Origin of the sequence: Qipengyuania marincola, assembly GCF_029688625.1 — a bacterium.
GTDB lineage: Bacteria > Pseudomonadota > Alphaproteobacteria > Sphingomonadales > Sphingomonadaceae > Qipengyuania.
Genome location: NZ_JARULC010000003.1, coordinates 41,851 through 61,818, shown reverse-complemented (window position 1 = coordinate 61,818; position 19,968 = coordinate 41,851). Strand labels below are relative to the sequence as shown.

Genomic DNA, 19,968 nt, shown 5'->3' with positions numbered 1-19,968 from the left:
TGACCCTCCCTTGACCGTTTCGCGTGCGCGAAATATTATAACGCCTGCGCGTAAGATTGCGTCTGGGAGAGATTTCTATGGCCGACAGGCCCTCAGGAGCCGGACAAGGGGACAATCGCCCCAAGTTGTCGCTCCACGTACCCGAACCGAAGTTTCGACCCGGCGATACGGTCGATTTCTCGCATCTGCAGATCCCCGAGGTCGGCACGGCGCCGCGCCCCGATGAGACTTGTGACCCCAAGGAAATGCACGAGTTGGCTTTCGGGCTGGTGCGCGTCCTGGGTGACGACAACAAGGCTTACGGCCCGTGGGATCCGAAGCTCGATCCCGACACATTACGCAAGATGCTTGGCCACATGGCGATGACGCGCGCCTTCGACGAGCGCATGTTCCGCGGGCAGCGCCAGGGCAAGACCAGCTTTTACATGAAGTGCACCGGCGAGGAGGCAACCAGCGTCTCGGCCAGCATGGCGCTGGCGGGGGACGATATGGTGTTTCCCAGCTATCGCCAGCAGGGCATTCTGATCCAGCGCGGTTATCCGATGATCGAGATGATCAACCAGATCTACTCGAACAAGGGCGACAAGCTTAAGGGCCGCCAGCTGCCGATCATGTATTCGAGCCGCGAGCACAGCTTCTTCACTATCAGCGGCAACCTCGCCACGCAGACACCGCAGGCGGTTGGCTGGGCCATGGCGAGCGCGATGAAAGGCGACAGTCGCATCGCAGCAACCTGGGTGGGCGAGGGCAGCACTGCGGAGGGCGACTTTCATTCGGCCTGCACCTTCGCGACGGTCTATAATGCACCGGTTATCCTCAATGTTATCAACAACCAGTGGGCGATCAGCAGCTTCAGCGGTTTCGCCGGGGCGGAGCGAACGACCTTCGCCGCCCGCGCGCTGGGCTATGGTCTTGCCGGTCTGCGCGTAGACGGCAACGATGCGCTCGCTTGCTATGCCGCCGAGCGCTGGGCCGCCAATCGTGCCCGCGCCAATGCGGGGCCGACGCTGATCGAGTTCTTCACCTATCGCGCGGAGGGGCATTCCACTTCGGACGACCCGACTGGATACCGTAGCGCGCAGGAGCGGGCCGAATGGCCGTTGGGCGATCCCGTGACCCGTCTCAAGGACCACCTCATTGCGCTTGGCGAATGGGATGAAGAGCGGCAGGAAAAGATGGACCTCGAGGCTGCCGAGCATGTGAAGAAGACTACCAAGGAAGCCGAGGCTAACGGCATTCTCGGCCATGGCCTGCACCATCCGTTCCGTACCATGTTCGAGGATGTTTTCGAGGAGCTTCCCTGGCACCTCAGGGAGCAGGCCGAGCAGGCGATTCGCGAGCGCGAGACCAAGTTCCCCGAGGGGCTGCCGAACGGAGGGAAGGGCGCATGAGCGAAGCCGAGACGAAAACCGCGCCCGCGAAAGAGCAGGACACGGAACGCCGCCTCAACATGATCGAGGCGATCAACGATGCGCTCGATGTCTCGATGGAAAAGGACCCGGACGTCGTCGTCATGGGGGAAGACGTCGGCTATTTCGGCGGTGTATTCCGCTGCACCGCGGGGCTGCAGGAAAAACACGGCAAGACCCGCGTGTTCGACACTCCGATTTCCGAATGCGGCATCATAGCCGTGGCGGTAGGGATGGGGGCCTATGGCCTGCGCCCGGTGCCCGAAATCCAGTTCGCTGACTACATTTATCCCGGCCTCGACCAGCTCATCAGTGAAGCGGCGCGCCTGCGGTATCGTTCGGCGGGCGAGTATATTGCGCCGATGACGGTGCGTTCGCCCTTCGGTGGCGGCATCTTCGGCGGGCAGACGCACAGCCAGAGCCCGGAAGCGATCTTCACGCACGTGTCGGGCCTTAAGACAGTGATCCCGTCGACACCCTACGACGCCAAGGGCCTGCTGATCAGCGCGATCGAGGACAACGACCCGGTCATCTTCTTCGAACCCAAACGGATCTACAACGGCCCGTTCTCAGGCTATTACGACAAGCCTGCGCAGCCGTGGAAGCGGTTCGATGAAAGCATCGTCCCCGAGGGATATTACAAGATTCCGCTAGGCAAGGCGCGGCGCGTGACCGAAGGCGATCGCGTAACGATCCTGGCCTATGGCACGATGGTCCATGTGGTCGAGGAGGTCTGCAAGCAGAAGGGCGTCGAGGCCGACATTCTCGACCTGCGCACGCTCGTCCCGCTCGACATCGAGGCGATCGAGGCTTCGGTCGAGCGCACCGGGCGCTGCCTGATCGTGCACGAAGCAACCCGTACCAGCGGGTTCGGTGCCGAGCTCTCGGCGCTTGTGACCGAACGATGCTTTTATCATCTGGAGGCACCGGTCGAGCGCGTGACCGGTTTCGACACGCCCTATCCGCACAGCCTCGAATGGGCCTATTTCCCCGGTCCCGTCCGTATTGGCGAGGCCCTCGACAAGATTCTCAAGGACTGACTTCCATGGCGAAATTCACCTTCAACATGCCCGATATCGGCGAAGGCATTGCCGAGGCCGAAATTGTCCAGTGGCATAAGCAGGTTGGCGATACGGTCAGTGAAGACGAGGAATTCGTCGACATGATGACCGACAAGGCCACCGTGCCGATGGAAAGCCCGGTGACCGGCAAGATCCTGGAGATCGCCGGAGGCGAGGGCGATATGGTCTCGATCGGCTCCATGCTGGTCGTGATCGAGGTCGAAGGCGAGGTGCCTGACGAGGTTGCCGAAGAGGAGGTTGCCGAAGAGAACGAGGCGGCTGCGGAAGCAACGCCCGCTCCCGCACCTAAGGACGAGGAAGTCGAGGAGCGGATCGAAGTCGAGACCTCCGATGCGAGCGATGCCGACGACGCTTTGGCCGCCGACCCCGACCCCGAGCCGCTTCCAGAGCCCACCCCGGCGCCCGCGCCTTCACCGGACACCAAGGTTCTCGCCACGCCCGCGGTGCGCAAGCGCGCAAAGGACCTTGGGATCGACCTTGCTCAGGTAAAGCCCGCAGAGGACGGCCGTATCCGCCATGGCGATCTCGACCAGTTCTTGTCGTACAATTCGGGCTATGGATCTGCCGCGCCGACGCGCGAGGACGAGGAGAAGAAGGTCATCGGCATGCGGCGTCGCATCGCCGAGAACATGGCTGCGTCGAAGCGCAACATCCCGCATTTCTCCTATGTCGAAGAGATTGACGTCACCGATCTGGAAGAGCTGCGCGCCCAGCTCAACGCCAATCGCGGCGACAAACCCAAACTGACCCTGCTGCCCCTGCTGATCACCGCGATCTGCAAGACCCTGCCGGACTTCCCGATGATCAATGCCCGTTACGACGATGAGGCGGGCATCGTGACGCGTCATGGGTCCGTGCACATGGGCATGGCTGCGCAGACCGATGCCGGCCTGATGGTTCCGGTGATAAAGGACGCGCAGGCGAAGAACCCGTGGCAGCTCGCCAATGAGATCAGCCGACTTGCCGATGCAGCGCGCAACGGGACCGCCAAGAGCGAGGAAATGCAGGGCGGAACGCTAACCGTTACCTCGCTCGGCCCCCTAGGCGGCGTGGCGACGACCCCGGTCATCAATCGTCCGGAAGTCGCCATCATCGGCCCCAATCGTATCATCGAACGGCCCATGTACGTGACCGGCACCGATGGGGTAGAGCGGATCGAGAAGCGCAAGCTGATGAATATCTCGATCAGCTGCGACCATCGCGTCGTCGATGGCTGGGATGCGGCGAGCTTCATCCAGGCGCTCAAGAAATTGCTCGAGGCCCCGGCGCTGATTCTCGTCAGCTGACAGCGCGCCTGTCGCTCCTGACTATCGTTTCGGGCTTATCGCTTCGGGCCTATCGTTTTACGAGGGCGATGGGCGAGTACGCTTGGTCCTGAATGTCGAAGGCAGATTGCGCGGCCAGTGCGCCGCCTGCGAGCATCGTCAGCGATGCGATCAGAAAGACTGTTCTCAGCATTGCGAACCCCCGTTCCCCCACGCGGATTTCGATAGTCCGAAGGTGTGCGCGAGGGGTTAATTTGGGGTAAAGAGCACAGGCCTGTCGCGCTGCCGAAAAAAGGACAAAAAAGCCCCGCGATCGGCATTGACAGGAATCGGAGCCTGCCCTAACTGCGCGGCTCCCAAGTGGCTACGCGGGTGTAGCTCAGTTGGTTAGAGTGTCGGCCTGTCACGCCGAAGGTCGCGGGTTCGAGCCCCGTCACTCGCGCCACTTGGGGATTTTCCTACGATTGATGATCCTTGCAAAAGCAGGCGGTTCGTCCGCCGACCTTGGCGGTCGCGATCTTTCCTCCACAACGCCGACATTCCGCACCCTTTTCGCGGTGGCGTATCAGCCATTTGCGGGGGAGCTCGGAATAATGGGCTTCGGTATCGATCACTCCGTCCAAAATGCGGCGCATGGCAGTGTGCATCGCACCCAGCGCTGCCTCGCCCAGTTCATCAGCACGGGTTTCTGGATGGATTTCGGTCTGAAACAGTATTTCATCGGACCACAGGTTCCCGATGCCAGCGATGCGCTCTTGCTTCATCAGTGCTGACTTGATCGCGCTGCGAGTGGTGCCGAGTGCTTCGAGGAAGCTAGCCTTGTCGATTTCAAGTGCGTCGGGCCCCAGGTCTTCGCCAGCAAGATACTCGTCTACATCATCGATGATGCGCACATGGCCGAGCTTGCGGGGACACCGGAACGCGAGGCGGCGATCGCCTTCGAAAATAATCAGAAGCTTGGTATATTCCGGCGCCTCGTCCGGTGCATCGAAGGGCACGAGCCTGCCGGTCATTCCGAGGTGCACCGCCATCCAGGGGCCGGTCTTCGATCCGGCGAAGATGTTTTTGCCGTGTCGCCGTGTCTGCGTGAATTGATGACCTACCAGTCGCTTGCGCGCGTTATCGCCCGGCAATTCGATATATTCGGTGTCGCTGCCCAGCTCCACGGCCTCGATCGTACGGTTTAGGCATTCCCGTTCCAGGGTCAGGCGCTGCGCCTCGTTCTCGGGTAATTCGGGCATGCCAATCGAACGAAGGCCTGCCGAGGCCGTTCCTCAGCCCCGTTCTGCCAGCAGGCGCAGATTGGCTTCGTGTTCGGCGCGGTCGATGCGGTACCGCGAGATGCAATAGAGCCCAGCCAGCCAAAGGGCGAGCAGCGATGGGGCGTAGCCAGCGCCCAGCGCCCAGAGTGTGTCTTCGGACACCGTGCTCGGTTCTGCACCTTCCGGAAAGGCAATGGCGGACAGGATGACACCGGCGGCAAGCACACCAAGCCCCTGGGTCGTTTTGCGGGTGAAGGTGATCGCAGCGTAGTATACGCCCTCGCTGCGCCGGCCCGTCTTCAGCTGGTTTGCCTCGACGAGGTCGGCGATCATCGAATAGGCGACGGCCGATACAGCGATAATCAGTGCAAGATCGATCACATTGACGGCGAGCACCAGCGGGAACAACAGCGGATCGCCGTTTTCCGGCATCGCGCCCACGAGGCGGAGCAAGACCGGTGCGGGCTGGATCGTGAAGGCCAGCAGGCCGAGGATTATCGTCGCCTTCTTCTTGCCCAGGCGCCTGCCGGACCAGGGCGCGAGCAGGAATCCAAGAAGGGCGGAGAAGAATACCGAGCAGGTCCAGATGAAGATCTGGAATTCGCTGAAGCCCCAGAAATAGTTGAGGATTAGGAAAGACAGTGACGCTGCGAGGCCGGTCGCGACCGAGAAGAACACCATTGCCAGGAACAGGGCGATGAAGCTGCGTTCGCTCAGCGTCTCTATCATTTCGCGAAAGATGCGGCGCACGCTGTAGCGCTCGCCCGTTGCGACGGGACAGTGGAGATGCGGAATGCGGTGGTGCGTGCCCAGGGCCGAAACCATGATCGCAGCGAAAATCGTGATGCTGCCGATGATGCCGTAAGTCGCGAAGGCTTCGGGATCGCGCATGCCGAGTGGACCTGCCAGCAGCACGCCAAACATGATTACGCTCATGATGTTGCCGCCAGCCCAACCGAAGAACAGCCGGTAGGATTGGAGGCTCGTGCGTTCGTCGTAATCGACTGCCAGTTCGGGAATTAGCGAGGTGCTGGGAGTTTCGTAAAAGGTGATGAACGTGCGGATCAGAATTGCGACGACGGTCAGATAAAGAAAGAGTCCCGTCTGCCCCCAATCGGGCGGGGTCCACAGCAGGAAATAGCTGAGTGCGACCGGCACTGCGGCGGCATACATGAACGGATGCCGCCGGCCCCAGCGACTGCGGAAATTGTCGGACCAATAGCCGACCAGCGGGTCTGATAAAGCGTCGAAAACCAGCGCGATGAGGATGGCGAGGCCGACAAGGCCGGGTTCAAGGCCGATCACCGTGCCGTAGAACAGCAGCAGGAAGTAATCGAACCCGTTGTTCTTGATTCCGAAAGCCGCCGCACCAAAACCGTGCGCCAGCTTGAGACCGACAGAAGGCTTGTCGCCAACGGGTCCGCTCGCTTCGCCGCCGTGTGATGCCATGCATTCTCTCCCATGCGGGAGGCTAGGGCAGGCATCCCTGCTTGGCAATCAACCCCAGCGGCCGGTTTCCATCCAGATCAGGAAGCGCTTCAGAGGGAGCAGCCAGACGAGGCCAAGAACCAGATAGACCGCAGTCTGCGCGAATGCGTGCCAGTCTCCGATCACTTCCGGAACGTAGCGCGCGATCACGATCCCGTAGATCAGCAGTGCGGCTAGAAGGCCAAGCAGGCCGACCGGAATGCGCCAGGTAGGTTCTTCTCTCATGCGCGCCTCCTCATGCGAAAGGTCCATAGATGCGGGTCGGGGTCACGATCGCATGAAGGCGGCGATCATGCTTCTCCACGGGCAAATCGTCCACGTGCTGGCAATCCCAGCCCAGCCCGATCGCGACCGTATCCGGATGCCGTTCGAGCCAGCGGTCGTAATGCCCTCCGCCCTGGCCGAGGCGCTCGCCCTGAGCGGTGAATGCGACAAGCGGCATGAGCAGCACGTCCGGCACCATTTCGGGCGCGTTCCCGGTCGGCTGCATCAGACCGAAAGGTCCTTCCTCGAGGTCGGCGGCCTCGTAAGGGTCTGCGAAGCGAGCAAAAGCCATCGGCTCACCCCCGCCGGCAAACCGCGGCAAGGCAAGCTCGTGGCCGTGCTCGAGAAAGAATTTTGCATAGGCGGTTGCAGGAGCCTCATACCTTGTTTCGCGATAGAGGCCGATGATCGCCCCGTCGGGGACGAGATCGAGAAGCGGAGCCGGCGGGCGGTGGAACACCAGCGCACGCATGCTGTCAGGCAGCGCCGCGACATGAACCTTGCGCGCAGCGCGCAACTGTTTGCGAAGCTCGTCTTTCGTCACATCCAACCCTGCAGACTTGCGCGCCCCACGCTCATGCAGCGGCGGGTCAGCGCAGAATAAAACCTGCGCCCAAGCACCAAAGCGGCAGCGCAAAATGAAAGTGGCGGGACCACCATGGGTCGTTACCTTGAAATCCTCTGACGCCTAAAACGTCAGGTGGGCGCCGTATACCCCGGTTCCCGGGTTCCGTTCCGAAGAACGCAGTGGCCCGTGTTCCAGGGCAGGGACAGCTCCCTAGGATTGCTTATAGCCTCAGGGATATTCATGCGGCTCGTACCGGGCAGCCCCGCCATCGCGCTATCTAGGATGCGCGCGCTCAGCTCTCAAGGGTGGTTGCGGCATTCTCCAGCGCCGCAGCGATCCGCTCCAGCTGCGTTGCAAGCCTGGTGGTGTCGAAATCCGCGGGCTCGGAAGGGGCAGGGGCCTTCTGCGATTCCTCGAGTTCATCGGCCAGAAGCAGCGCGGCAAACAGCAGGTTCTTCGCCTCCTGCGTGGACAGGTTCGCCCCCATCGAGGAGAGCTTTGCATCGATCACTTCGGCGAGGCGCTGGATATGACCTTCCTGCCCATCCTGGCACGCGACCGTATAATTGCGGCCACCGACATGCAGCGTCACGTCGCTCATTGTTCAAGCCTTTCGATAAGGCCGTCGAGCTCTGCGAGGCTGGCTTCGACCGACGTGCGGAGCGCTTCGTGACGAGCCGCGAGGTTGGAGTCATCGCTGTCCTGACCGGTGCCTGAATGGCGCGCCAGCGCCGCCTGCGTTTCGATGCGGCCGAGGGCGCGTTCTATCCGCTCCATTGCCTGCGCGATGCGTTGCTGAGACATGGGTATCGGATTTACCCAGTTTGCCGAGCCAAGGCAAAGCCTTGCGCCGACCTGTTGATAAGATGGGTCAGCCGGTGCACGCTTAGCCACCGACACCCCCTCGCCTTGACCTGCCGCCCTGCCTCCGCGATGGCAGCGGCGCGTCGAATCGCCACCTCTTGCGGAGACAATACACATGAGCCTCGAAACGCCCCGCATGGTCCAGATGGCCAATGCCATCCGGGCCCTTTCCATGGATGCGGTGCAGGCGGCGAATTCCGGACATCCCGGCATGCCGATGGGCATGGCCGATGTCGCGACGGTATTGTGGAGCGAGTATCTGAGGTTCGACGCCTCGGCCCCCGACTGGGCCGATCGCGACCGCTTCATCCTGTCCGCCGGACATGGATCGATGCTGATCTACGCGCTCCTGCACCTGTCCGGGTATGCGGCGCCGACGATGCAGGACATCCGCAATTTCCGCCAGCTCGGCAGTCCTTGTGCGGGCCATCCCGAGAACTTCCTGCTCGACGGTGTGGAATGCACCACGGGGCCTCTGGGTCAGGGCCTCGCGATGGCTGTCGGCATGGCCATTGCCGAGCGCAAGCTGAATACTGACTTCGGTGACAATCTCGTCGATCACCGCACCTGGGTCATCGCAGGGGACGGCTGCCTGATGGAAGGCATCAACCACGAGGCGATCGGCCTCGCCGGACATCTCAAGCTCGGTCGCATGAACGTGCTGTGGGATGACAACAACATCACCATCGACGGATCGACCGCGCTTTCCACCAGCGAGGATATAAAAGCGCGATACGAGGCCACCGGATGGCACGTCGTGAGCTGCAACGGCCACGATTTCGACGATATCCGCCGCGCGATGGACGAGGCGCTGGCCAATGAGCGCCCCTCGCTGATCGCCTGTCAGACGGTGATCGGTAAGGGAGCTCCGAACAAGCAAGGCACCAGTGCCACGCATGGGGCACCGCTGGGCGCTGATGAGATAGCCGCTGCACGCGAGCAGCTTGGCTGGGATGCCGAGCCCTTCGTCATTCCCGATCAGGTCGCCTCCGACTGGCACAGCACGGGCGAGCGAGGTAAAGCCGAGCATCGCGGTTGGCGGGATCGGCTGTCGAACGATGGCCGCCGCGCGGAATTCGAGCGGCGCATGGCAGGTGACCTGCCCGATAGCTTCAGCCTCGATGACTATATCGAAAAGCTAGTCGCAGACCCGCAGAAGGTGGCAACGCGCAAGGCAAGCGAGATGGCGCTCGCGCAGATCAATGGCCAGCTGACCGAAACCATGGGCGGCAGCGCCGATCTGACCGGCTCGAACAACACCAAGGCGGGCGGCATCGGACCGTTTACCGCCGACGACTATTCCGGCCGCTATATCTATTACGGCATTCGTGAATTCGGCATGGCTGCCGCGATGAACGGCATGGCGCTGCATGGCGGAGTCATCCCCTATGGCGGGACCTTCCTGGTCTTCACGGACTATTGCCGCGGTGCGATCCGCCTGTCGGCCTTGCAGCAGGCGCGCGCAATCTACGTGATGACCCATGATAGCATCGGGCTGGGCGAGGATGGTCCCACCCACCAGCCGATCGAGCATGTCCAGTCACTGCGCATGATGCCGAACCTCCTCGTGATGCGGCCCGCCGATGCCGTGGAAACGGCCGAGTGCTGGGACATCGCGCTGCGCGAGAAAGACCGCCCGACAGTCCTTGCGTTGAGCCGCCAGAGCTTGCCGCAGGTCCGGACATCGGAAGGCATGGGTGCTTCGAGCAAGGGCGCATACCGCCTCAAGAGCGCCGACGGCGCGCGTCGCGTTATCCTCATCGCCAGCGGCTCTGAAGTGCATGTCGCGCTCGAATGTGCGGAGCGCCTGGAAAAGGATGGCATTGGGGTCGATGTCGTTTCGATGGTCTGCACCGAATTGTTCGACGAGCAGGACGCGGCCTATCGCGACGACATCCTGCCGAATGTCGATCCGTCGCAGATCCTGCGCGTCAGCATCGAGGCGGGGACGACCTTCGGGTGGGAACGCTACACCATGGCGAACGGCCTGAATATCGGGATCGACCGTTTCGGGGCCAGTGCCCCGGCGGAAGACCTGTTCGAGAAATTCGGTATCACGGCGGACGCAATCGTCCCGAAAATCATGAACAAACTGAACGGCTAAGCAGGAGCTTCTATCATGGCGACGAAGGTTGCAATCAACGGTTTCGGACGCATCGGCCGCCTCGTGGCGCGCGCCATTCTGGAGCGGGACGATCACGATCTTGACCTCGTTTCGATCAACGACCTGGCAGACACCAAGTCGAATGGCCTGTTGTTCCAATATGACAGCACGCATGGCCGTTTCCCCGGCACCGTCGAGGTCGATGGCGATGCGATCGTCGTCAACGGCAAGTCGATCAAGGTGACTTCCGAGCGCGATCCGGGCAATCTGCCGCATGCCGCACAGGGCATCGACATAGTGCTGGAATGCACCGGCTTCTTCCAGAGCCACGAGGCCGCCGAACCGCACCTCAAGGCGGGTGCCAAGCGGGTGCTGATCTCGGCCCCGGCCAAGAATGTCTCGGCCACGATCGTCTACGGCGTGAACCACGATGTATTGACCGCTGACGACGTGATCGTTTCCAATGCCAGCTGCACCACCAACTGCCTCTCGCCGATGGCCAAGGTGCTGCACGATACTGTCGGGATCGAGCGCGGCTTCATGACCACGATCCACAGCTACACCAACGACCAGCGTATGCTCGACCAGATGCATGGCGACATGCGCCGTGCCCGCGGCGGTGCGCAGAACATGATTCCGACCACCACCGGCGCAGCGCGCGCGGTCGGCCTTGTGCTGCCCGAACTGGCCGGCAAGCTCGACGGCAGCTCGGTCCGCGTACCGACGCCTAACGTCAGTCTCGTCGATCTCGTCTTCACCCCCGGCCGCGACACCAGCGCCGAGGAATTGAATGCTGCGCTCAAGGAAGCGGCGGAAGGCAAGATGAAGGGCGTGCTCGACTACACCGACCAGCCGCTCGTCAGCAGCGACTTCAACCACTATCCGGCCAGCTCGACCATCGACAGCCTCGAAACCAGTGTAATGGAAGGCAAGCTTGCCCGCGTAGTCAGCTGGTACGACAATGAATGGGGCTTCTCGAACCGCATGATCGACACCGCCGGTGTGATGGCGAAGTTCCTTTAAAGGACAACAGGATGAGTAAATTCCGGACCCTCGACGACCTTGGCGATATCACCGGCAAGGTCGCGCTGGTGCGCGTCGATCTCAATCTCCCGATGAAGGACGGGTCGGCCACCGATGTTACGCGGGTCGAGGCGGTGAAACCCACAATCCTCGAACTCACGGACAGAGGCGCCAAGGTGCTTTTGCTCGCCCATTACGGCCGCCCCAAGGGGCAACGCCATTCGACCATGAGCACCAGCTTCGTGCAGGGCGATGTCGAGAAGGTGCTGCATAAGGAAATCATGTTCATTCCCGAGGTCATGGGCCCGGTGGTCGAACAATCGATCGGCATCCTCGGGAACGGCGATATCGGCCTGCTCGACAACGTCCGTTTCTGGCCGGGTGAGGAAACGAACGATCCGGAATTCGTTAAGGGAATCGCCGCCCATGGCGATTTCTACGTCAATGATGCCTTCTCCGCGGCGCATCGTGCCCATGCCTCGACCGAGGGTCTGGCGCACCATTTGCCTGCCTATGCGGGGCGCGCGATGGAGGCCGAGTTGAAGGCGCTGGACGCAGCCCTCGGCAATCCGGAACAGCCGGTGGCGGCAGTGGTCGGCGGGGCAAAGGTCTCGACCAAGCTCGACGTGCTCGAGAACCTTGTCGGCAAGGTTCAGCACCTCATCATCGGCGGCGGGATGGCGAACACCTTCCTTGCCGCAAAGGGCGTCGATGTCGGCAAAAGCCTGTGCGAGCACGACCTTACCGACACCGCCAGCCGCATCATGGACGAGGCCGATCATGCCGGTTGCACGGTGCACCTGCCTTATGACGTCGTGGTTGCGAAGGAATTCGCCGCCAACCCGTCTTCGTTGCGAACCTGCAACGTCCATGAAGTTGCGAATGACGAGTTAATCCTCGACGTCGGCCCGCTCGCGACCGAGGCGCTGGGCGACGTGCTGAAGACATGTCGCACGCTGGTTTGGAACGGGCCGCTCGGCGCCTTCGAGATCGAACCCTTCGATGCCGCCACGGTGGCGCTCGCCAAGACTGCGGCAGCGCTGACGCAGGATGGTTCGCTCACGTCCGTGGCTGGCGGCGGGGATACGGTTGCCGCGCTTGCCCATGCCGGGGTGAAGGAGGATTTCACCTTCGTTTCGACCGCGGGCGGGGCCTTCCTCGAATGGATGGAAGGCAAGGATTTGCCGGGCGTCGCCGCTCTGACCGCATGAGCGAGATGACGACCCATGGGCCGACTCTCATTACCGAGGGGGAGTGGGCAGGCTGGAGCAGCTGGACGCACGACGCCTTCGAAACGCGCGCCGGACCTTTCTACATGCGCGAGATTGATGGCGAGCGCGTCAGCGCCTTTCGCGCAGGTCCCGAGCACATGAACGGCGCCGGTTCGATGCATGGCGGCTGCATGATGACCTTCGCCGATTTTGCCCTGTTCACGATTGCCCAGGAAGAACTCGGCGAGAATTTCGGCGTTACGATCAATCTCTCGGGTGATTTTCTCGGCGGGATCAGCGTCGGGCAGATGGTCGAGGCCCGCGGAGAGGTGACGCGCGGAGGCGGCAAGACCATTTTCGTACGTGGGCTTGTCACGGGTGACGGCACCCCGGCGCTTAGTTTCACCGGCATCATTCGCAAGATCACCCGCACCTCGGTGTAACGGCACAGCTATTTTGGCTGAGTGCGGTTGCGACCGCAAAACCGCTTGGCTAAGGGCGGCGCATACGAATGCACAGACACGGGATCATCAGCATGACTTTCGAGGAAATGACGGCGCGTATCGCCACCGGCCAAGGTTTTATCGCGGCGCTCGACCAGTCCGGCGGCTCGACACCGAAGGCGCTGCGCGGCTACGGGATCGAGGAAGGCGCGTGGAGTTCCGAAGACGAAATGTTCGCTCTGATCCACGAAATGCGCCAGCGGATCATCGAGGCGCCGTGCTTTGGCAATGGGAAGGTACTGGGCGCGATCCTGTTCGAGAAGACGATGGAAGGAACGAGCGGAGGCAAGAGCGTGCCGACGCGCCTCAAGGAACGCGGCATCGTTCCTTTCCTGAAAGTCGACAAGGGGCTGGAGGACGAGCGCGACGGGGCGCAGCTGATGAAGCCCAATCCCAACCTCGAGGACATGTGCCGACGCGCGAAGGATCTTGGCGTGTTCGGCACCAAGATGCGCAGCGTGCTCAAGTCGGCCAATCCGGCCGGAATCAAGGAAAATGTGCGTCAGCAGTTCGCCGAGGGCGCGCGTATCCTGTCGACCGGCCTGGTGCCGATCCTCGAGCCCGAATACGACATCACCGCCGATGACCGGGCCGAGGGCGAGGCTATCATGCTGCAGGCGATCGAAGAGGGCCTCGACGCGCTACCCGAAGGTCAGCAGATCATGCTGAAGCTATCGATCCCCAAGACCGCGGGCCTCTATTCCGGCCTCACAAATCACCCCAAGGTCCTGCGCGTCGTGGCCCTGTCCGGCGGCTATTCCACGGATGAGGCCTGTAGCGAACTTGCGAAAAATCCCGGTATGATCGCCAGCTTTAGCCGCGGCTTGCTGCAGGATTTGCGGCATGAACAGAGCGATACGGAATTCGACGAAACGCTGTCTGGCGCCATCGATCAGATCCACGCCGCTAGCGTGACCTGACGCCTAGCGGCGCGCGAACACGAAGCGGTAGTCGCCCGAACCGATCGTGCCGGTCGCTCTCCGGTCCGGCGTCGCCTCCACCAATTCGTAGGTCCGCCCCATTACCTCGTAAGGCTCGCCCAGGGTGAGCGGTGCGGTCTGCGTCCAGTGCGTGGCCGTGATCCGGGTGGAAACCACCAGCTTGCCCGCCCAGACGCATTCGGCATCGACGGGGCAGCGACTGTCTTCGGTCACCGCCAGCGGTTTCAGGATCGTATCGCCTGCCCAGACAGCCTGGTTGATCCCGATCGCGCTTCCCTGGTCCTGCGCATCGCCATCGACGCGCGGCGTATCGGGTATGATGGCGCATGCGCCGAGGACGAAGAGAAGCGGGGTGGCAGAAAGCGATTTCATGCACCGATATGGCGCGCAAGGCCCTGTCTGACATCTGAACAGGTGACGAAGCGTCAGCGTCGCACTAGAGGTCGCAGGCAATGACCGACTGCCAACTCTATCTCATCTCGCCCCTCGACGTTTCGGGGGAGTTTCCCGACCGTCTCGAACGCGCCCTCGACGCGGGGAAGGGGCTTGTCACCGCCTTCCAGTTCAGAGTGAAGGGTATCGTGCAGCACGAGGCTGCAAGGCTTGCCGAGCCGCTTCAGGCCCTCTGCGCCGCGCGCGATGTTGCCTTCATCGTGAACGACGATGTCGCGCTTGCCAGGCGGCTCGGGGCCGACGGGGTCCATCTCGGGCAGGGCGACGGCGATCCCAAGGATGCGCGCGAGCAGCTCGGCCGCGAGGCGCAGATTGGGGTTACCTGTCATGCCTCCAGGCACCTTGCGATGGAAGCGGGAGAAGCGGGAGCCGATTACGTCGCTTTCGGAGCGTTCCATCCATCGACCACCAAGCAGAGCGATCATCGACCGGAACCGGAGATATTGTCCTGGTGGGCAGGCCTGTTCGAAATCCCCTGTGTCGCGATCGGCGGGATCACGCCGGATAATTGCAGGCCACTCGTGGAGGCAGGGGCGGATTTCCTCGCCGTGTCGGGTTCGGTCTGGAACGGCGACGAAGTGGCCGCGATCAAAGCATTTTCGGAGCAAATCGGGCGGCAGTGAGTTTGCTCACCTGAAGGGACGTTCCCTGTCCCACATTCAGGAGAGGTCTCACCATGCGCGCACTCGTTTTTGCCGCCGTCTCGTCAATCGCGCTCGCTGCCTGCGGAATGCAGGGGCAGGATAATGAGCAGGACACCGACACCGTCGCGTCCGCCAACCAGGGCACGGATTACGGTTACGAGACCTATGGCGAAGACAATCTCGCCGACACGATGGCCTCCAACGACGACCGCTATATGAACGAGGGCGATGCGGCAGACGCGGGCAGCGATGCGCAGGCCGCGGACATCCCCGATCCCGAAGACCGCCCGATCATGCAGGCACAGGTCGTGCTCGACCGCATTGGCTTTGGGCCCGGCGTCATCGATGGCAAGATGGGAATGAGCACCGAAAACGCGCTCAACGGCTTCCAGGAAGCCAATGACCTCGATGTGACCGGCGAGCTGGATGAAGCGACCAAACAGGCGCTTGCCGAATGGGACCGTATTCCCGCCACGCGCGTCGTGACCATTCCGGCGAGCTGGAGCGACGCCGAATATACCGACATTCCCGAAGACACGGCGGCCAAGGCGGAGCTGGACCGACTGGGCTACAAATCGCTCGACGAACGTCTGGCCGAACGTTTTCACACGACGATTGACGTGTTGAAGCAGCTCAACCCGAATGGCCGACCCGCCGGAGCAGGTAGCGAGACGGCCGGTTCGTCGAGCGCATCGCCCGCGCCTGAAGCGAGCGCGACGCCGTCATCGACGCCGAGTAGCACCGCGACGCGGACCGCGTCCGGGGCAAGCGGGCAGGGCGACAGCTTCTTCAAGCCCGGCCAGCAAATCCGCGTGCCCAATATCGGCGGCGACAGGATCGCGCCTGGCTCCATCGAGGATACCAGCTGGCAGCAAACGCTCGCTTCGCTTGGCGTCGGCAGCGACCAGCCCGAAGTGGATCGCATCGTCGTCAGCAAGGCGGGCAAGACGCTGAAGGCTTACCAGGGGGAAAAGCTGGTGGCTCTCTTCACCGTAAGTTCGGGTTCCAGCGAGTTTCCCTTGCCCCTTGGTGAGTGGGATATTGTCGGCGAGGCCTACAATCCGCCCTACAGCTACGATCCCGAAGTTCTGAGTGGTGGCAAGGAGGATGGCAAGACGTATAAATTGCCGCCGGGGCCCAATTCGCCGGTCGGTGTTGTGTGGATCGATCTAAGCAAAGAGCATTATGGCCTGCATGGTACGCCCGATCCCGAAACCATCGGTCGGGCGCAGTCGAGCGGCTGCGTGCGCCTGACGAATTGGGACGCGGCGCGGCTTGCGGGGATGGTTTCGCAATCGACGCAGGTGATTTTCGAAGCATGACGCGCTAGTCTCGCCGCCATGGGCCTTGTCGATCGCATTCTCACCATCGTCATCACCGCCACGCTGACGAGTGCGGTGTGGATCATTGTGGGCGGGAGCCTGATCGAGAATGCCACTGGCGAGAGCCAGCGCGCGGCGACTCGGCCGGCGGAGGCCGCGCCCAGTCCGGTCTCCACGGCACCATCGCCGAGCCTCGATCCTGAGCAGATCGAAACCGATGCCCCCGATGCCGGAGCGCTCGATACGCGAACCGCACAGGGGCTGGACGAGGCGCAGGCACGCCAGCTGCTCGTTCCGGTCAAGAATATCCGCCCGGGAGACTTGACCGACACCTTCAGCGATTCGCGCGCGGGCGGCAGCCGCCTGCACGAGGCGATCGACATAATGGCGCCCACGGGTACCAGCGTTGTGGCCGCCGCCGCCGGAGTCGTCGAAAAGCTGTTCCGCTCCGATGCGGGCGGAAATACGGTCTACGTTCGTTCGACCGATGGACAAACGATCTACTACTACGCCCATCTCGACGAATATGCCGAGGGACTGAAAGAAGGTCAGCGCATCCGCCGCGGTCAGCGCCTTGGCACGGTCGGGTCATCGGGCAATGCGAGTGACGAGGCGCCGCATCTCCACTTCGCCATTCTTCAGACCACCGAGGATGCGGAATGGTGGGAACCGGCGACCGCGCTCAACCCATATCCCCTGCTGACGGGCAATTGAGCCGAAGGGTCAATCGGTGCGGTGGCACCGCAGCCGGCCAAGTTTCCCATCCTTGTCGACCTGTTGCAGCAGGCCGGAGCTCTGCATGAGCAATTTCATCCCGCGCATGGGGCCGCGGGTGAAGGTGATCTGCCTGCCTTCGAGAAGGTAGGTGCCGGCCCCGCGCGGGGTCTCGTAGCTCGAACCCCCGGTCACGGTGAAGCGCCGCCCTTCCTGTTCGATCCACGCCTGGCCGGTCGCATCGCCGGGCAGGGCGCAGACATAGGTGCCGCGCTCCAGCAAGCCCAGGCGCCCCTGCGACGATATGGGCGATGCGGCAAGGCTGGCGAGGGCCGCGATGGCGAGAAGATTTGTGTGCGGCTTCATCATGTCCATCCGCCAATATCATATCACCGGGCATCCGGCTTGGCCACTCGCTTGCCCGCATGGTCACCTTTCGCTAAGGCGCGCGGCACATCGTCGCTCATTCCGATGGCGGCGCGCTCTTTTCAAAGTCGAAGGTAGCTTCCCCATGAAGATCAGCGGCGTGGACATCCGTCCGGGCAACATCATCGAATACGAAGGCGGCATCTGGAAGGTCGCCAAGATCCAGCACACCCAGCCGGGCAAGGGCGGGGCCTACATGCAGGTCGAAATGAAGAACCTGCAGGACGGCCGCAAGACCAATGTCCGTTTCCGCAGCGCCGACACCGTCGAGAAGGTGCGCCTCGATACGCAGGAATACCAGTTCCTTTATGAAGACGGCGATATGCTCGTTTTCATGGACCAGAACACCTACGAGCAGATCAATCTCCCGGCCGACCTCTTGGGCGATGCCCGGCCGTTTCTGCAAGATGGCATGCAGGTGAAACTGGAGCTGTGGGAAGAAAAGCCCATCTCGGTCGAACTCCCGCAACAGGTCGAAGCCGAAATCGTCGAGGCCGACGCGGTAGTGAAGGGGCAGACAGCCTCGTCCAGCTACAAGCCTGCCGTGCTCGACAATGGCGTGCGCATCATGGTCCCGCCGCACATCGAGAGCGGCACGCGGATCGTGGTCGACGTGTATGAGCAGAGCTACGTCGGCAAAGCCAGCTAAGAGGCGCGACACATGGGCAAATCCATCGCCAGCCGGTTCGAGAATGTCGACATCGAGAAAAGCGTCCTTCTGGGCGTGGTGATCAATGACGACGAGTTGGTTCTGGAGATGGATTTCTGCCTCGCTCCCGCACATCCCGACTACGAACAGCCGGGCGAGGGCGACGAGTGCTGTTTCCACCCGGGCATGCTGAAATTCGCGGGCATTTCGAAGCTTTCGCTCGAGCGGCCCGAGGGCGGCGCCGGCGGTCGGAAGCGATTTGCGATCTCCGATTTCCACATCGAGGGAACGCGCTTCGCCATGGCTTCCGAATGGGGCGACATTCACCTCCAGGCGCGGTCGATCCGCGTCCTTACCGAATAAGAGAATTATCATGGCCGCATTGTCGGGACTGATCCGCGTGATGGAAAAGGCCGCGCGCAAGGCGGGAAATCGCTTGCGCCGCGATTTTGGCGAGATCGAACACCTTCAGGTCAGCCGCAAGGGGCCGGCCGATTTCGTATCCAAGGCCGACATGCGCGCCGAACGTACGCTCTACGACGAGCTGAAGCTGGCACGCCCAGACTGGGGCTTCGTGCTGGAAGAGGCCGGAACCATCGAAGGCGAGGAGGGCCAGCCACGCTGGGTCATCGATCCGCTGGATGGCACCAGCAATTTCCTCCACGGCATCCCGCATTTCGCCATCTCCATCGCGGTGCAGGAACCCAAGCTTGGCGGCGGGGGCTGGGGCGACGTTACCGCTGCCGTGGTCTATCAACCGATCACCGACGAGACTTTCTGGGCAGAGAAATCGCGTGGTGCCTGGCTGCACGACGGGCGGCTGCGCGTGTCGTCGCGGCGCAACCTGTCGGATTCGCTGATCGCGACCGGCATTCCTTTTCAGGGCGTCGGCAACTTCGACGAGTGGACGCGCATCTATGGTGCGATCGGTCCGAATGTCGCGGGCATTCGCCGCTTCGGGGCCGCATCGCTCGATCTCGCCTGGGTGGCGGCGGGGCGCTTCGACGGCTTTTGGGAAAGCGACCTCAGTCCCTGGGATACTGCCGCGGGCGGTTTGCTGGTGCGCGAGGCCGGCGGCTTCGTGACCGATTTTCGCGGGCGCTCAATGCCGGTGCATGACAAGCAGGTGCTGGCGGCTAATGATGCCCTGCATTCCAAACTGCACAAGCTGCTTGCGAACGCGCTGAAATGAGCATTTTGCGATGGTGAAGACCCGTTCACCTCGTGCAGTAAGCGGGAACTAAGCCTGTCCCTCCATCGTCTCTCCCATAGAGGATTGACGATGGTCGCACCTTCGAAACTGGTCTGGTCGGCAGCGATAGGCTGCCTTGCGCTGGCAAAACCGCTGGCCGCCGAAGAGCGCGCTCAGGCGCCCAGCCCTCCGCTCGACTGTCGTTTCGACCTAGGGGCGCCGGACCGCATAGAGCGGGATCAGGCGACCCAGCAGAACCCCGAGATTCCCCGCGGGACTGACCTGCGCGCGGTCGCATTCGACCCGCCGGCAGTCGCAATCATGCTGGCGAAGGATGGCCCGGTCTTCTCGGCCGGCGCATTGGGCAAGACCCGCAAAGGCGTGCCGGGCCTCGCTCATGTCGCCATCGGATGGGATTTCTAGCGCATCTCCTACTCGGCGCTTGTCACACCTTGCCCCCCAAGCTATCCGCCGCGCTCCTGCTGGCAGTGCCCCTGTGGCGGAATTGGTAGACGCGCTCGACTCAAAATCGAGTTTCTTACGAAGTGCCGGTTCGAGTCCGGCCAGGGGTACCACCTGCGCAG

The 19,968-nt window shown here is 62.4% G+C and carries 23 protein-coding genes, 2 tRNA genes and 1 other RNA gene; 17 read left to right on the top strand and 9 right to left on the bottom strand.

What is annotated here, in order from left to right; translation table 11 throughout:
• Window positions 1-77 precede the first annotated feature (77 nt).
• The 4 genes from P8Q88_RS10090 (at window position 78) to P8Q88_RS10075 (ending at window position 4,201) form a co-directional block, all read left to right on the top strand.
• Complete coding sequence (locus tag P8Q88_RS10090; RefSeq protein WP_278323711.1) at window positions 78-1,391, top strand: 3-methyl-2-oxobutanoate dehydrogenase (2-methylpropanoyl-transferring) subunit alpha; 1,314 nt, start codon at window positions 78-80, stop codon at window positions 1,389-1,391.
• The gene (locus P8Q88_RS10085; protein ID WP_278323710.1) at window positions 1,388-2,449 is read left to right on the top strand and encodes an alpha-ketoacid dehydrogenase subunit beta; all 1,062 of its coding nucleotides are present in this window, start codon (window positions 1,388-1,390) and stop codon (window positions 2,447-2,449) included. The genes P8Q88_RS10090 and P8Q88_RS10085 overlap by 4 nt, the downstream gene beginning before the upstream one ends.
• A 5-nt stretch (window positions 2,450-2,454) precedes the next feature.
• On the top strand, window positions 2,455-3,777 hold the full coding sequence (locus P8Q88_RS10080; protein ID WP_278323709.1) for a dihydrolipoamide acetyltransferase family protein: 1,323 nt from the start codon (window positions 2,455-2,457) through the stop codon (window positions 3,775-3,777).
• A 347-nt stretch (window positions 3,778-4,124) separates the two neighbouring features.
• Window positions 4,125-4,201, top strand: a tRNA-Asp gene (locus P8Q88_RS10075).
• 13 nt (window positions 4,202-4,214) lie between these two features.
• Here the strand turns inward: P8Q88_RS10075 and P8Q88_RS10070 are convergent.
• The 7 genes from P8Q88_RS10070 to P8Q88_RS10040 form a co-directional block, all read right to left on the bottom strand.
• Window positions 4,215-4,997, bottom strand: a complete 783-nt coding sequence (locus P8Q88_RS10070) for a DNA-formamidopyrimidine glycosylase family protein (protein WP_278323708.1) — start codon at window positions 4,995-4,997, stop codon at window positions 4,215-4,217.
• Window positions 4,998-5,030: 33 nt separating this feature from the next.
• On the bottom strand, window positions 5,031-6,467 hold the full coding sequence (locus P8Q88_RS10065; RefSeq protein WP_278323707.1) for an MFS transporter: 1,437 nt from the start codon (window positions 6,465-6,467) through the stop codon (window positions 5,031-5,033).
• A 48-nt stretch (window positions 6,468-6,515) separates the two neighbouring features.
• Complete coding sequence (locus P8Q88_RS10060; RefSeq protein WP_278323706.1) at window positions 6,516-6,731, bottom strand: DUF2842 domain-containing protein; 216 nt, start codon at window positions 6,729-6,731, stop codon at window positions 6,516-6,518.
• A 10-nt stretch (window positions 6,732-6,741) separates the two neighbouring features.
• Window positions 6,742-7,314, bottom strand: a complete 573-nt coding sequence (locus tag P8Q88_RS10055; RefSeq protein WP_278323705.1) for a 5-formyltetrahydrofolate cyclo-ligase — start codon at window positions 7,312-7,314, stop codon at window positions 6,742-6,744.
• A 102-nt stretch (window positions 7,315-7,416) separates the two neighbouring features.
• Window positions 7,417-7,604, bottom strand: a non-coding RNA gene (ssrS, locus tag P8Q88_RS10050) — 6S RNA.
• 26 nt (window positions 7,605-7,630) lie between these two features.
• The gene (locus P8Q88_RS10045; protein ID WP_278323704.1) at window positions 7,631-7,939 is read right to left on the bottom strand and encodes a cell division protein ZapA; all 309 of its coding nucleotides are present in this window, start codon (window positions 7,937-7,939) and stop codon (window positions 7,631-7,633) included.
• Window positions 7,936-8,142 (bottom strand): hypothetical protein, encoded by a 207-nt coding sequence (locus P8Q88_RS10040; protein WP_278323703.1) that lies wholly within the window; start codon window positions 8,140-8,142, stop codon window positions 7,936-7,938. The genes P8Q88_RS10045 and P8Q88_RS10040 overlap by 4 nt, the downstream gene beginning before the upstream one ends.
• Before the next feature lie 175 nt (window positions 8,143-8,317).
• Here P8Q88_RS10040 and tkt point away from each other — a divergent pair, with 175 nt between their 5' ends.
• From tkt to P8Q88_RS10015, 5 genes are all read left to right on the top strand, one after another.
• The gene (gene tkt / locus P8Q88_RS10035; protein ID WP_278323702.1) at window positions 8,318-10,306 is read left to right on the top strand and encodes a transketolase; all 1,989 of its coding nucleotides are present in this window, start codon (window positions 8,318-8,320) and stop codon (window positions 10,304-10,306) included.
• A 15-nt stretch (window positions 10,307-10,321) separates the two neighbouring features.
• Entirely contained in the window at window positions 10,322-11,329 is a 1,008-nt protein-coding gene (gene gap, locus P8Q88_RS10030) for a type I glyceraldehyde-3-phosphate dehydrogenase (protein WP_278323701.1), read from the top strand.
• An 11-nt stretch (window positions 11,330-11,340) separates the two neighbouring features.
• Window positions 11,341-12,540 (top strand): phosphoglycerate kinase, encoded by a 1,200-nt coding sequence (locus P8Q88_RS10025; protein WP_278323700.1) that lies wholly within the window; start codon window positions 11,341-11,343, stop codon window positions 12,538-12,540.
• On the top strand, window positions 12,537-12,983 hold the full coding sequence (locus P8Q88_RS10020; protein ID WP_278323699.1) for a PaaI family thioesterase: 447 nt from the start codon (window positions 12,537-12,539) through the stop codon (window positions 12,981-12,983). Before P8Q88_RS10025 ends, P8Q88_RS10020 begins: the two co-directional genes overlap by 4 nt.
• A gap of 92 nt (window positions 12,984-13,075) precedes the next feature.
• Window positions 13,076-13,963 carry a fructose bisphosphate aldolase gene (locus tag P8Q88_RS10015; protein WP_278323698.1) on the top strand — a complete coding sequence of 296 codons (888 nt, stop codon included), beginning with the start codon at window positions 13,076-13,078 and terminating at the stop codon, window positions 13,961-13,963.
• Window positions 13,964-13,966: 3 nt separating this feature from the next.
• On the opposite strand, the gene P8Q88_RS10010 is transcribed toward P8Q88_RS10015, so the two are convergent.
• The gene (locus P8Q88_RS10010) at window positions 13,967-14,356 is read right to left on the bottom strand and encodes a hypothetical protein (RefSeq protein WP_278323697.1); all 390 of its coding nucleotides are present in this window, start codon (window positions 14,354-14,356) and stop codon (window positions 13,967-13,969) included.
• 80 nt (window positions 14,357-14,436) lie between these two features.
• Here P8Q88_RS10010 and thiE point away from each other — a divergent pair, with 80 nt between their 5' ends.
• The 3 genes from thiE to P8Q88_RS09995 are packed head-to-tail and all read left to right on the top strand — an operon-like array spanning window position 14,437 to window position 17,117.
• Complete coding sequence (gene thiE, locus P8Q88_RS10005) at window positions 14,437-15,060, top strand: thiamine phosphate synthase (RefSeq protein ID WP_278323696.1); 624 nt, start codon at window positions 14,437-14,439, stop codon at window positions 15,058-15,060.
• A 53-nt stretch (window positions 15,061-15,113) separates the two neighbouring features.
• A complete protein-coding gene (locus P8Q88_RS10000) occupies window positions 15,114-16,403 on the top strand; it encodes a L,D-transpeptidase family protein (protein ID WP_278323695.1) in 1,290 nt (429 codons plus the stop codon).
• Window positions 16,404-16,421: 18 nt separating this feature from the next.
• A complete protein-coding gene (locus P8Q88_RS09995; protein ID WP_278323694.1) occupies window positions 16,422-17,117 on the top strand; it encodes a M23 family metallopeptidase in 696 nt (231 codons plus the stop codon).
• A 9-nt stretch (window positions 17,118-17,126) separates the two neighbouring features.
• Here P8Q88_RS09995 and P8Q88_RS09990 read toward each other — a convergent pair whose 3' ends face one another.
• Window positions 17,127-17,486: an elongation factor P gene (locus P8Q88_RS09990; protein ID WP_278323693.1), complete on the bottom strand. Its 360-nt coding sequence runs from the start codon at window positions 17,484-17,486 to the stop codon at window positions 17,127-17,129.
• Between the two features lie 142 nt (window positions 17,487-17,628).
• Here P8Q88_RS09990 and efp point away from each other — a divergent pair, with 142 nt between their 5' ends.
• From efp to P8Q88_RS09965, 5 genes are all read left to right on the top strand, one after another.
• Entirely contained in the window at window positions 17,629-18,192 is a 564-nt protein-coding gene (gene efp, locus P8Q88_RS09985; protein ID WP_278323692.1) for an elongation factor P, read from the top strand.
• A gap of 12 nt (window positions 18,193-18,204) precedes the next feature.
• Window positions 18,205-18,555, top strand: coding sequence for a hypothetical protein (locus tag P8Q88_RS09980; protein ID WP_278323691.1), 351 nt, complete (start codon window positions 18,205-18,207; stop codon window positions 18,553-18,555).
• 10 nt (window positions 18,556-18,565) lie between these two features.
• Entirely contained in the window at window positions 18,566-19,384 is an 819-nt protein-coding gene (locus P8Q88_RS09975; protein ID WP_278323690.1) for an inositol monophosphatase family protein, read from the top strand.
• A 90-nt stretch (window positions 19,385-19,474) separates the two neighbouring features.
• A complete protein-coding gene (locus tag P8Q88_RS09970) occupies window positions 19,475-19,807 on the top strand; it encodes a hypothetical protein (RefSeq protein WP_278323689.1) in 333 nt (110 codons plus the stop codon).
• Between the two features lie 67 nt (window positions 19,808-19,874).
• Window positions 19,875-19,959: transfer RNA gene (locus P8Q88_RS09965), tRNA-Leu, on the top strand.
• The last annotated feature ends 9 nt before the right edge of the window (window positions 19,960-19,968 follow it).